At 50.6% G+C, this 12611-nt stretch carries 13 protein-coding genes; 2 read left to right on the top strand and 11 right to left on the bottom strand.

Features of this window, described 5'->3' with window-relative positions:
- Positions 1 to 110 precede the first annotated feature (110 nt).
- Together GJJ30_RS12725 and GJJ30_RS12720 are read left to right on the top strand one after the other, a co-directional pair.
- Positions 111 to 1022 (top strand): helix-turn-helix domain-containing protein, encoded by a 912-nt coding sequence (locus GJJ30_RS12725; RefSeq protein WP_154175529.1) that lies wholly within the window; start codon positions 111 to 113, stop codon positions 1020 to 1022.
- A gap of 100 nt (positions 1023 to 1122) precedes the next feature.
- Entirely contained in the window at positions 1123 to 1887 is a 765-nt protein-coding gene (locus GJJ30_RS12720) for an SDR family NAD(P)-dependent oxidoreductase (protein ID WP_154175528.1), read from the top strand.
- Positions 1888 to 1911: 24 nt separating this feature from the next.
- On the opposite strand, the gene GJJ30_RS12715 is transcribed toward GJJ30_RS12720, so the two are convergent.
- The 11 genes from GJJ30_RS12715 to GJJ30_RS12665 all read right to left on the bottom strand — a co-directional run bounded on the left by GJJ30_RS12715 (position 1912) and on the right by GJJ30_RS12665 (position 12515).
- Positions 1912 to 2622: a hypothetical protein gene (locus tag GJJ30_RS12715; RefSeq protein ID WP_154175527.1), complete on the bottom strand. Its 711-nt coding sequence runs from the start codon at positions 2620 to 2622 to the stop codon at positions 1912 to 1914.
- 79 nt (positions 2623 to 2701) lie between these two features.
- Positions 2702 to 3061: a DUF4180 domain-containing protein gene (locus tag GJJ30_RS12710; protein ID WP_154175526.1), complete on the bottom strand. Its 360-nt coding sequence runs from the start codon at positions 3059 to 3061 to the stop codon at positions 2702 to 2704.
- Between the two features lie 118 nt (positions 3062 to 3179).
- The gene (locus GJJ30_RS12705) at positions 3180 to 3749 is read right to left on the bottom strand and encodes a DUF1572 domain-containing protein (protein WP_154175525.1); all 570 of its coding nucleotides are present in this window, start codon (positions 3747 to 3749) and stop codon (positions 3180 to 3182) included.
- 207 nt (positions 3750 to 3956) lie between these two features.
- The gene (locus tag GJJ30_RS12700; RefSeq protein ID WP_154175524.1) at positions 3957 to 5039 is read right to left on the bottom strand and encodes a glycoside hydrolase family 43 protein; all 1083 of its coding nucleotides are present in this window, start codon (positions 5037 to 5039) and stop codon (positions 3957 to 3959) included.
- Between the two features lie 5 nt (positions 5040 to 5044).
- Positions 5045 to 5434, bottom strand: coding sequence for a VOC family protein (locus GJJ30_RS12695; protein ID WP_154175523.1), 390 nt, complete (start codon positions 5432 to 5434; stop codon positions 5045 to 5047).
- 260 nt (positions 5435 to 5694) lie between these two features.
- Entirely contained in the window at positions 5695 to 5985 is a 291-nt protein-coding gene (locus GJJ30_RS12690) for a hypothetical protein (RefSeq protein WP_154175522.1), read from the bottom strand.
- Between the two features lie 121 nt (positions 5986 to 6106).
- Positions 6107 to 6442, bottom strand: coding sequence for a potassium transporter KefB (locus GJJ30_RS12685; RefSeq protein WP_154175521.1), 336 nt, complete (start codon positions 6440 to 6442; stop codon positions 6107 to 6109).
- A gap of 226 nt (positions 6443 to 6668) precedes the next feature.
- Positions 6669 to 7163, bottom strand: a complete 495-nt coding sequence (locus GJJ30_RS12680) for an SRPBCC family protein (protein WP_154175520.1) — start codon at positions 7161 to 7163, stop codon at positions 6669 to 6671.
- A complete protein-coding gene (locus tag GJJ30_RS12675) occupies positions 7160 to 7480 on the bottom strand; it encodes an ArsR/SmtB family transcription factor (protein ID WP_154175519.1) in 321 nt (106 codons plus the stop codon). The genes GJJ30_RS12680 and GJJ30_RS12675 overlap by 4 nt, the downstream gene beginning before the upstream one ends.
- A 574-nt stretch (positions 7481 to 8054) precedes the next feature.
- On the bottom strand, positions 8055 to 9359 hold the full coding sequence (locus tag GJJ30_RS12670) for an amidohydrolase family protein (protein WP_154175518.1): 1305 nt from the start codon (positions 9357 to 9359) through the stop codon (positions 8055 to 8057).
- Between the two features lie 105 nt (positions 9360 to 9464).
- The gene (locus GJJ30_RS12665) at positions 9465 to 12515 is read right to left on the bottom strand and encodes an amidohydrolase family protein (protein ID WP_154175517.1); all 3051 of its coding nucleotides are present in this window, start codon (positions 12513 to 12515) and stop codon (positions 9465 to 9467) included.
- Positions 12516 to 12611: the final 96 nt, after the last annotated feature.

Raw genomic sequence — 12611 nt, 5'->3', positions numbered from 1 at the left:
TCAGGTAAGGCTTTTTATAAATAAAAACCGCCTTTCGGTCAACCGTCGCCAAGCATAAACCGGTTTCAATTTAAATTGCGTACATTTGAATTTTGCAAATCAAACCGGAAATGGAAATCACTACGCTGGAAAAATTTTACGCCGAAACTTCGGCACTTTTTCCGCAGGGCATCAGCCGGGAAATCGGTCATTTTAACGTTTTTAAGACCTCCGATGTAGTGGCGAAATACCGGAAAAAACCGGCCACTGAAATGCCGTACAACCGGCGGGCCTACTACAAAATCAGCCTGATTGGTGGTCGCAACAAGGCCGAATACGCCGATAAGGTGGTCGATATTGAGAAAAACGCGCTGCTGTTTGCCACGCCCAAAATTCCCTACCACTGGCTACCCCAGGATGATAATCAGTCGGGTTACTTCTGCATTTTCACCGACGAATTTCTGGTCCAGTCGAAAAGCGGGGTTGTACTGGATGACCTGCCGATCTTTCAACCGGGCGGTTTTCCCATTTTTCAGCTGACCGACGAAGCCGCCGAAGATATCGACTTTATCTTCCGGAAAATGTATAAAGAGCTGTCGTCCGATTACGCTTTCAAGTATGATCTGCTGCGGAATTACGTGCTCGAACTGATTCACTACGGGCAGAAATTGCAGCCCGCAACGTCTCTATATCCAACGCATACGGCTTCGGCCCGGGTTTCATCCCTGTTTGTGGAATTGCTGGAACGCCAGTTCCCGATCGAATCGCCGAATCAGAAATTGAATCTCCGGACGGCTAAAGATTATGCCGATCGGCTATCCGTTCACGTCAACCACCTCAACAAAGTGCTAAAGGAAAATACGGGCAAAACCACGACGGATATCATCAGCAGCCGGATCATTCAGGAAGCCAAAATTCTGTTGAAACAAACCGACTGGAACATTTCCGAAATTGCTTATTGTCTCGGTTTTGAGCAGGTCGCCCATTTTTCCAATTTCTTCAAAAAACAGACTTCGTTTGCGCCGATCAGTTTTCGGGCTTAAGCTACTAATTTGATTTTTGCAAACAATGGATTGATGTTTGCAAACCGGACACGAGTTCGGTCCTTTACCTTTGTTCCATCGAATTAAACAACCAACAACGATGGAATCTTCAAGTAAAATTGCCCTGGTGACGGGCGGCAGTCGCGGACTCGGAAAAAACATGGCCCTGCGTCTGGCCGAAAAAGGAATCGATGTTATTCTGACGTATAACAGCCAAAAAGAAGACGCTCTGGCAGTCGTAGCCGAAATTGAAAAAACCGGTCAGAAAGCTGCAGCGCTGCAATTAAATACCGGCGATGTAAAAAGTTTCGGCGGTTTTATTACCGAACTAACAGCGGTTTTACACGAAACATTTCGCAAGGATCATTTTGATTTTCTGGTGAATAACGCCGGAATTGGCCTTCACAAACCCTTTGCCGAAACGAGCGAAGACGAGTTCGACCAACTGATGAACATCCATTTTAAAGGTGTCTTTTTCCTCACCCAAAAATCATTGCCGTGGCTCAACGACGGCGGGCGGATCATCAATATTTCGACCGGTTTGGCACGCTTCACGATTCCGGGCACCTCGGCCTACGCGTCCATGAAAGGCGCTATTGAAACCCTGACCCGCTATCTGGCCAAAGAACTCGGCGCGCGCGGCATTGCGGTGAATACCGTGGCTCCCGGGGCCATTGAAACCGATTTCAGCGGAGGTTCGGTGCGCGACAATGCACAGGTCAATGCGTTCGTGGCCGGTGTAACGGCTTTGGGCCGCGCCGGATTACCCGACGATATCGGCGGAGTAGTGGCCTTTTTGTGTACGGAAGACGCCCGCTGGATCAACGGTCAGCGAATGGAGGTGTCGGGCGGCATGAATTTGTAAGCATTCAGGCAGGATGACGAAGCGTCATCCTGCCTTTTTTTCAACGGAAATCTGTTTCACTTTCGCGACAAACCAGGGTACGGGTTCGGCCCCGATTTCGCCGTTTTGAAACGCATCCAATACCGGTTTCCAATCGTCGCAGTAGTCAAATAAGCCAAACTCATTCAAGGTCAGCCCGAATTTCCGGACCAGCTCCGGGCCAATGCCGTGGCAGTGAAACGAATGAAAACTTCCTCCCTGTTCGATTCCGACCAGATCGTAACCAATGGTCGTCTCATCATTGTCTTCTGCTTCCGGCACTTTTCGGGAAAGCATCTGATACAGACCACATTCGCCCATATTGGCCCTTTTCGGCCTCAACTCCTCAATGATCGCATCGGCCGCCGGTTCGTCGAAATAAATCGCCAGCAGTTTAACTGCATCGAGATGGGCAAAAAACCGCTGCCTGTATTCCTGAGCGGTTTTCAGATCCAGAAAGACCTGGTGGTAGCCTACCTTTCCCTCGGTTAATTTTTGATCGGTCCAGTGCCGGATGGCGGTCACCTTGGCGGGATTCAAGCCCAATAATTCTTCGGCCGCCCTGGTCTCCTCCACCCGTTCGTTCACCCAGCGATACGACCAGGTAGCTAACATACTGTCGTTGATGCAGGTGCTGCCGGTATACACCAGGGGAATGGGGGACCAATCGAATGGTTTTAGCTTGATCAGGAAAAAACCGCCGAGGTAGTTGTTCATGGCTGAACGTTTGTCAGTTGGTCGCACTCGTTAGTCGTGCAGCAGGAAGATCATGGAAACTATCGGCCCGAAAATCAACCTAGCGGGACAATTTGTCCAGCGCTTCGGCTTTCGACGAAACAAAACTGATGTGGCCACCCTGATTGCTTTCGAACATGAAATCCCGAATGCTTTTGCTTTGATAGGGTTCAAAATTGCCGATGATGGCCAGCCGAACCCGGTAATTGGAAAACTTTTGCAGAATCTCGCCCGCAATGCCGGTTTTCAAATCGAAAAATGCCGGGGTGATGTTTTTTTCATGAATCAAAATCATATCGAAGCCCTGGTAATATAAATTTCCGAGTAAATCCAGACCATCTTCCACCTTGGCCACCACAACCTGATCGGAAACCACCTCCGCAATTTTGTGGCCCTTCACTTCGTGTTCTTCAATTTCCATTGTTTACCCGGTTTTTGTTTCGCAGAGTTTAGCGGAGGAAAAAGGAGTTAAGCAGAGTTTTTGTTTTCTCCGCTAGACTCTTTTAAACTCTGCTTAACTCTGCGAAATAACTCTTTTTTCAATCTTTTGCCTTCTTTATAAACTCATCTGCAAAGTGCTCCTTCCGTTTTGGCTGCGAAAACTTATCAGCATTGTAGGCGCTCGAATTGCCCTTTGGAATCGATAGGGACTTCCAGCGGGCGTCACAGGCCATTTTGCCGATGTAAACGATTTGTCCGATGTGGTAGGGATAGTGCGCCAGCTGCCGGTTGATGGCTTCCAAAACCGTATGTCCCATGTTCCGGATGTAGATTTCCTTTGCCAGATCCGCTTCGGTGAGCGAGTTCAGGGCGCTGAACAGGCATTGCCAGCCTTCGTTCCATTTGGCTAAAACGTCCGCCCGGTTTTTGAGGTCGTTGTCAAATTCAGCATCCCGCTGCCGCCATTCTTTCTCGCCGTCGGACGTCAGAAAGTCGGTCCAGCGGGACAGCATATTGCCCCAAAGGTGTTTGACGATCGTCGCCACGCTGTTGCTTTCCGGGTTGAATTGCCAGAACAATTGCTCGTCGGAAAGTTGGTCGAACGTCTTTTCGCCAAGCGTTTTATAGTACTCAAATTGCTTGATGGCACTGGATAAATAGTCGTTCATGATGCGCGTTGTCTACAATTTAATTTTTGGAAATTTAAGTTGTTTCGTTGAGTTAAGAGACTGACTAAAATTCAGATTTTCCCTTTCATCGGTCTGCCCCCAACCCCCTAAAGGGGGCTTTGAAATGCCGATTAAAGCCCCCTTTAGGGGGTTGGGGGCAGGAAAATTATAAATTTTAGACCGTCTCTTAACTCCGCGAAATAACCTTTATTTTTTGCTCGGATACGTATCCTGCAACGTTTTTGCTTCGGCCGCCGTTAGCAGCGACACGCAACCGTGCCGGGCTTCCGACGGAAAACTGACGTCCTCTTCGACTTTCCAGTGAATCAAATCAGGCGAGGACGAAACCCCAAACCGGTTCGTCATGCAATAATCGTAGAGCAACAACCAGCCGGATTGACGGGGATCTTCCATGACAGTGGGGCCTTCGGTGATGACCGGAACGAGTTGTCCCTGGTTCCTATCGCCCTCAACAACCGTGTAAGGCCCTTCCAGATTCTTGGAGGTAGCCACGCGGATGGCGCGCCGTTCGCCGGTTTTCACCCCAAATTCTTCTTCCTTGTGAAAGAGATAATACGTGCCGCTATGCTCCAGCAGGGTGCCGTCGATCACCGAATAGGGCGGATTAAACAGGACTTTCGCCGGGGTAAACGTCTTCCAGTCGCGCGTTCGGCTGTACCAAAGTCGGCTCTCTTTCCAGCCCGCGTCTTTGAAGGACGACGACCAGAACAAAACATAGTCACCGGTTTTGGCATCGTAAAACCATTCGGGCGCCCAGATATTTCGCGATAGCGCACCCGACTCGTCCCGAACGTCTTTCATCAAAGCCAGTTGCCCTTCCTCCTGCCAATGGATCAGGTCTTTCGAGGTGACGTAAAGACAACTCGGGCCCACCTTTTCCCGATCGCTCCGGCCACCTCCGCCGGTTGACAGAATTCGCCAAAGACCGTCCGGCCCCCGACGAACGTACGGATCACGCATGTGGTGCTCCCAGACCGGGTTGTTGTCGTTCAACGGCGTCCAGTGCCGACCATCGGTGGACAAGGCAATGTGTAACTTATTGATCAGCATGGGGTTTTCCAGCGGAACCTCCACGGTTTTTCCCTGCGCATCGATCTCAATCCGGGTCGGATACCGTTGCCGGAAGTACGTCAGCATCCAGACCTTTTTATCCTTTTCAATCCCGAGCGGTTTTTCTGCGCCCGAAACGACGAACGCCGATTCTTTCTGAAGTTGTGGCACCGCTCCCAGCAGCGAGATCGCCAGTGCAAAAATTAGTGTTGATTTCATCGATTTTACACCGTGTATCCTAGTTCCCAAACATGACCAAACGGGTCCTTCAATTTCCCAATTCGCCAGTCGTCTTCCGTCGTCATGGGGCAAATCTCGGTGGCTCCCCATGCGATGGCCTTTGCAAATAAATCGTCCGCCTTTTCTGTTTCGAGAATGATCCGGATGGCGGTCGCAGTCGATGCCGCCGGGCTTACATTTCCAAATTCCGGTTCTTCATCCGCGACATAAAATAAGGCCCCGTCGATACTGATTTTGGAGGAGATTTTATCCTGGGGCAAATCAAACCGCGTCATTTCCGTTGCACCAAAGGCCGATACATAAAAATCGACCGCCTTTTTTGCATCGCTCACGGTCAGAAAGGGAGTTAGGGTTGTGGTGTGTTCGTTTGCCATAAACTATTTTTTCACTTAAAAGCCATTTTAAAAGGACGATTTACTCGGTTTGATAAGGGACAAAGAAAGGCACAATTTCCTTCATTTCCCGCAGATCAACCCGTATGCGTTGCGAGCCGGTTGTCGATTGCAATCGTCTTTCTTACCAGATTATTGTTGAGAAAACTCAACCCGAAAACGCAGCGGAATGGCCTGATTTAATAAACCTGTCAGGTCTTTGCGATGGGGTCGCCCAGGCCTGACAGGTTTGATAGTTGATGTTAATCGACCGGCGTGGTCATATGGTGGTAAAACAGATACCCCAGCCAGGAAAAACCGATCAGAAAAGCAATTCCGGAGAGGCTTTTCCTGTTTTTTACCGTCGTAAACTCATGTACCAACAAGCTGTATAACAACAGCAGTGGTCCGGAAAGTAAAATTCCGACAAGTTGAAGAGTAAATCTGACAATCCCACCGGGCAACTGGATGTCCATAAAGTCAAATATGGCCAGCAGGACTGGAATCACCAAAATGATCAGGATTCCAAGGAGATGTTGGAAAGATCGATCCATGAAGGATATCGGCTAAATGAAAATGGTGTGATATAGCCAAGAACATTTTTCTCAGCCATGTTTTGTCATCTGCATGGCTTAACCCGATCAGGTCTTCGAGACCTGATCGGGTTTATTCCGCTCAATTCCACAAGGTGCCGTCCAATCCCAGCACAATGCCCATCCAAAGCCCAATAAGGAAAATTAGCAGGCTGGCGGTTTTGACCAGGTTCGCATTCCAGCCGTTCTGATAACGCAGATAATCCAGGAAGTAATAAACCGCGCCCCCGGTTGCGCCGGCCAGTGGCACAATAACCAACGGCCGAAGCATCCAGAGTTTCGGCCAGTTGGGATTCGGATTTTTAACGCCCAGCAGAAAAATTCCGATTAATAACAAGCCAATTCCGGCACCGATTATGGCCCGGCGAGTCAGCGATGATGGCCGCAGCGGGGACTGTAGTTCGTTTGCATTTTGCATGCTCGTAAAATTTAAGGTTTTAAAATCAATTGCCGATGGCTGCCCGCCCGTTCCGATTAAGTTATTGCGAGCATAAATAAAAAGAACTTTGTATTTCAAAGTAAAGGGCAAATTTTGAGACTGTCAAGCCGATTCTAAAAAAAATAGTGATTTTAAATTGAATTTTGCACGCTAAAGGCGGGCGACCGGCTTCGGCGGTGGATTTTAATGCTATTGTATCACTTTGTCATACAAACTTTTTAGACAACAACGTTTCCAATTCATTTAAGGTCATCGTAAAGCCTTCCTGGAAGCCCATTTCGATCATTTTTTCCATCCGTTCCAGCGATTCATTGTAAATGGAAATACTGACTTTCGTTGTTCCATTTCCTTCGTTAAAAGTCAAATCCCAATCTGAACCCGGCAACTGAGGATTTCCGTCTTTATCGGCAAACGCATTCAAAAACTTGAAATTGGTTTTTGGGCTAATTGAAGTATAGTCATGTAATGCCCAACTTTCCTGTCCCTCCGGGCTCACCATAGCATACAATCGTCGGCCTCCAACTGTAAAATCCATTGATTTTGTTTTGGAAGCCCAGGGTTTGGGAGCCCACCACTGGTCCAGCATTTCCGGCTTTGTAAATGCGTCCCAAACCAGTTCAGGTTCCGCGGCAAATTCTTTGGTTATGAATACGGTGTTGATGGATTTATCAACCGTGAAGTCAAAGGGTAAGGTGTTCATTGTTTATTTTTTTTAATGGTTGCCAATAAGTCGTCTAGTTGATTAAACCGGGTTTCCAAAATCTTTCTGAATTGATCTAACCACTTGTCTATTTCTTTCATGCGGTCAATTTCAAGGGAATAATAAATTTCTCTCCCTTTTTGCTCTTGCTTCACCAATTCGCATTCAGTCAGAATGCGCAAATGTTTGGACACCGCCTGTCGGGTCGTGTTGAAGTTGTCGGCAATCGCATTGGGTGTCATGGCCTGGAAGGCAAGTAAGGCGATAATGGCTCGTCTGGTCGGGTCGGCCACGGCTTGAAAAATATCTCTACGCATATACGTGATAAATAGGAAACTGTTCGGTTGCAAATATATGCGCAACTATTCGGTTTCGCAATTTATTTTCTTTCGGAGGCTGGCTAAATTTTTCGGCCAACGCCATGAAGGGCAGGGATTTTAAATGCTCGAGTGATTATCATACAACAGTGACAATTTTCGGGCTTTTTTCGCCCCCAACCCCCTAAATAGTAAGGCTGTTAAGTGCTAGTAAAACTCTGTGGGTACCGGCCTCTTTTCGCCCCCCAACCCCCTAAAGGCCGGGCGGCCGGTGCCGGGCTCTCAAATCCGGTTTTTTTAGTCCCCTTTTAGGGGTTGGGGGCGAAAAGATGTCGAAATTTTTCAACTTTTATAATCATAATTCAAGCACGTATCAGCCGTGCCCTACACGGGATTGGGAAGAGATCTTAACAGAAAACTCACTATCAACACTTTACGCCTAACAACTATCGATAACCCATACAAAACACGCACCTCGCAAATCACATTGTTGCCTAAACGGCAATCCAACCTACGAAGCCTGCAAAAAAAGGAGCCCGATCGCTCAGGCTCCCAATCACTAGCAAAATCAGTATCACTTTCCAAGATCCGGCTGGCCGTATTTCTCGCGATACATGTGAAACAGCCGTTTGTGTTTGTCGTCGAGGTTGATGTGACGGCCCTGGATATACGCGCGTTCGATCACGTTGGTTCGCATGTCCAGCAAATCGCCTTTCGAGACCACCAGCGTCGCGTATTTGCCTTTTTCGAGTGTGCCCACCACGTTGTCGATGCCCATGATTTTGGCCGTATTTGACGTAATCATTTTCAGGGCTTCCTCCTTGTCTATCCCGCTGAAACCGGCCGCGGTTCCGGCCTGAAAGGGCAGATTGCGGGTGCGCCACCATTCGCCATTGTAGCTCAGGCTCACCAGCACCCCGGCTTTCTGAAGCATGCCCGGCAGTTTGTAGGGCAGGTACACGTCCTCGTCCTGCAAATTCGGCAGCCGGTGCATCGGCCCCAGAATTACCGGCACGCTGTTTTCTTTCAGGAAATCAATCACCCGGCCCGCGTCTTCAGCCCCGACAATCACCGGTTTTCGCACGCCCACCTGTTTGGCAAACTTGATGGCTTCGATGATGTCCTTGCCGTAGTTGGCGCGGATGTACAGGCATTTCGAGCCGTCGAACAAGCCCTTCATCGCTTCAAATTTGAGGTTTTTCGGCGCCGGATTTTTCAGGTCGGCATAAGCCCGCGCATCTGAGAAAGTGGCAATCATGGCGTTGATGGCATCCTGCCGCTGCTCGTTCTTTTTCAGGCTCACCGTAAAGGTTTCATAATCGAAACTTCGGGCGAAATACGTTGGCCAGCTCAGCCACAGACCGTCATCGGCTTTCAAAACCGCATCTTCCCAGTTCCAGCCGTCGGTGTTCATGATTGAGGAACTGCCCGAAATAAACCCGCCATCGGGCATGGCCTGCGTCATCAGCAAACCGTTGTTGCGGATCGTCGGAATAATTTCCGAATCCGTATTGTACGCAATCAGCGCCCGGACGTTGGGGTTGAACGAACCGGTTTCCTGGTAATCGAGCGTCGCCCGAACCGATTCAAATTCCTGCAAACCGACCGTGGCCGCCGGGGAAATCAGACCCGGATAAACGTGCTTGCCCGCAACATCGATGCGTTCCGCACCGTTAATTGGCGTGTCGCCATTGCCCACGGCGGTAATGATGCCCTTATCGAACACGATGGTTCCGTTTGGAATCACCTGCCCGTTCCCGACGTGAATCGTCGCGCCCGTCAGCGCCACCGCCCTAGCCTGCGGACCCGCCGGAGCCGGATTCTGCGCAAAACCGCTGAGCGAAGCGAGGAGGAATATAGATAGTGTTAGATTTTTCATGCTTGTTTGTTTTTTTGACCATTGACCGCCGACGATTGACCATTATTTGACCGATGACGATCGACCATTGTCGTCTGTCGATGGTCAATCGTCAATCGTCAATAGTCATTTCCTCTCCTCCCCTTCCGCCATCACGCCTTCCACGTCTTCGCAATGGAACATCCGTTGCCGACGGAAGGTCGGGCGTTGGGTTTGAGCGCCACCGGCTTTCGCGGTTAACATCTTCTGGATCAGCCGGGCGCGTTCCTTCTGCAACTCGTCGTGCTTGCGGTCTTCGTCCTGGGCGTCGAAGTAAATCGTGCCGTCAATGATCGTTTTTTCAGGCCGGGCGTAAATCGCCAGCGGGTTGTTGTTCCAGAGCACCAGGTCGGCGTCCTTTCCCGCACGAATGCTTCCGAGTTTGCTGTCGAGGTGCAGCAGTTTGGCGGGATTCAGCGTCACCATTTTCCAGGCGTCTTCCTCCGAAATACCGCCGTATTCCACGGCTTTGGCGGCTTCCTGATTCAGACGACGGGCCATTTCGGCATCGTCGGAATTGATCGAAACCGTCACCCCGGCCCGCGCCATCAGCGCGGCATTGTACGGAATGGCGTCTTTTACCTCCATTTTGTAGGCCCACCAGTCAGCGAAGGTCGAGCCGCCGACGCCGTGCTTCGCCATTTTATCGGCCACTTTGTAGCCTTCCAGAATGTGCGTGAAGGTATTGACCTTGAAGCCCAGCGAATCGGCCACTTTCATCAGCATGTTGATCTCCGACTGCACGTAGCTGTGACAGGTGATAAACCGCTTCTTGTTCAGAATTTCGGCCAGTGCGTCCAGTTCCACATCCCGGCGGGGCGGCACTGTCTTGGCTTTCTCCTTGGCGCTCAATGCATTATACGCTTTCCAGGCGTTGTCGTACTCGCGGGCGCGGGTGAAGTGGTCGAAGTAGACCTGCTCCACTCCCATTCGGGTTTGCGGAAACCGGATGCGTACCGCGTCACCCCAGTTCGACTGTTTGACGTTTTCGCCGAGCGCAAACTTGATAAAACCGTCGGCCCCTTTCAGCATCATTTCCTGCGGAGCTTCCCCCCATTTCAGTTTCACAATCGCCGATTGCCCGCCGATGGAGTTAGCCGAACCGTGGAGCAGCTGCGAGGTCGTAACGCCCCCGGCCAGTTGCCGGTAAATATTGATGTCTTCCGAGTTCACGACGTCGCTCATCCGCACCTCTGCCGAGCTGGATTGTCCGCCCTCGTTGATCGAGTAGAGCGCAATGTGCGAGTGTTCGTCGATGATGCCGTTGGTCAGGTGTTTGCCGGTTCCGTCGATGGTTTGGGCACCCGTCGGGGCCGTCAGGCTTTTACCGACCTGCGTAATTTTGCCGTTTTGCACCAATACATCGGCATTCTGAATGACACCATCTTTCTCGTTGGTCCAAACCGTCGCGTTTCGAATCAGCAACGTTTGCGCTTTTGGTTTTTCGAGATTCCCCATTCCAACGAATGGATACAACAGTTTGCCGTACTCCGGGGCGGTTTTCTTCGCCGTGTCCGGTTTTGCATTGGCCGCAAACGGTTGCGACAAAACCGCAGTCCATTTCACCATTTTTCCGTCCGGCAATTCCCCTTCGCCTTTCAGGATCGTTCCTTCCCGCGGTCCGTCGATACGGTAACCGGTTAGCCGAGTCGTGCCGGGTTGTTTTTTATCCAGTTGAAGCTGAATCGACAAAAGGTCGTTGGATACGGAAATTTTCGGGGTAATTTTTACGGTATCGGCCAGAACCTGATATTCCGGTTTACCCGGTTTTCCGATAATGTTCAGTTTCAAATTGCTGCGGTCGCCGATGGTCAGGTTGTAATTCCCGCGCAGATCGGTAGCATTTTTGTCGCCGTAAATGTATTGTTTCCCCCGAATCCAGTTTTCCAGAATGACGTTATCCGCGCTGAACAGGTTGTCGGAGGTAATGATGAAGTTCGCCAGCAAACCCGGTTTCAGACTTCCGACTTCGTTGTCGATTTTCAGGAGTTGAGCGGGCGTAGTCGTCAAGGCAGTCAGGGCCTGTTGTTCGGTCAACCCATATTCGATGGCTTTGCGAAGGTTGGCCCAGAAATCGGTTTTGTTCCGAAGATTGGCCGTGGTCAGCGCAAACGGAACCCCGGCTTTCGCCAGCATCGCCGGATTGGCCGGTGCCATTTCCCAGTGCTTCATTTCCGCCAGGGTCACATTGTCGGCATCCCAGGCATCCTCCACATCGAAAGCCTGCGGGAAGTTGAGCGGAACGATCAGCGAAGCGCCCGTGGCTTTCACCTCGTCCAGCCGCTGGTACTCATCGCCCGCACTTTTGATAATATACTGAACGCCAAACTCTTCACCGATTTTGTCAGCCCGCAGAACACCCAGTTTATCGGGTACTTCAAAAACCGATGGCAGGCTCTGCAACCGGTTGAAGGCTTCGAGCGAAATGTTGGCTTCGGCGGTTTTTCCGGCTTTTTTGTACCAGTCGGCGTCGTAATACGTTTGTCGCAGCAGCGCCACTGCGCCCATTGGCGAGTTTGGGTAGGTTTGGGTCGAAGTACCTTTGCTGAACGAATAATGACCAGCCACCCGCTCCCGGATCACGACGAGGTTTTCGCGGTCGTCGGCCAGCGTGACTAGTGCGGAGCTACCCCGGGCAATGCCGTCGTGCGGGTGCGTCACTACCGCGCCAAAACCGAGTTTCCGAAGTTCGAGAGCCTGTGGAACGCTGGCTTTAAAAACCGCACTGGCTTCGGTTTCGGGCTGGATGGCCTGGTTCCAGTTAAACGCCCCTTTTTTGTTAGAATCGTATTGCGGTGCCCCGCGCCCACCGCCAGACGCATTCCGCTGGAGGGCGGGCATTCCATAATCGGACTCGATGTCGACCAGCCCCGGATAAATCCGTTTGCCTTTCAGATCGGCGATGACGGTTCCGGCCGGAATGCTGACGGTTTTGCCAACAGCTTCAATCCGCCCGTTGCGAATGAGCAACGTAGCGCCGTCGAGGGTAGTTTTCGGATCAACAATAATCGTGGCATTCGTGAAAGCGTATAAACCCGATCGTTCATCGTAAACGCCATTTCGGGGAAAGGTAACTTGCGACCAGCCAACCTGTGCAATACCCCAGGCCAGCACGGCGGTCAGGAGAAGTTTCCGCATGTAGGAATTAGTTAGGTGATGAGAAACGTAGACAATTTTACAAATCTACGAAAGGAGTAACTTCATCGGTCTGATCACCAAATTGTATTTTGCAGA

It is taken from the genome of Larkinella terrae (assembly GCF_009668025.1).
GTDB lineage: Bacteria > Bacteroidota > Bacteroidia > Cytophagales > Spirosomataceae > Larkinella > Larkinella terrae.
This window is presented reverse-complemented; position numbering and strand designations above follow the sequence as displayed.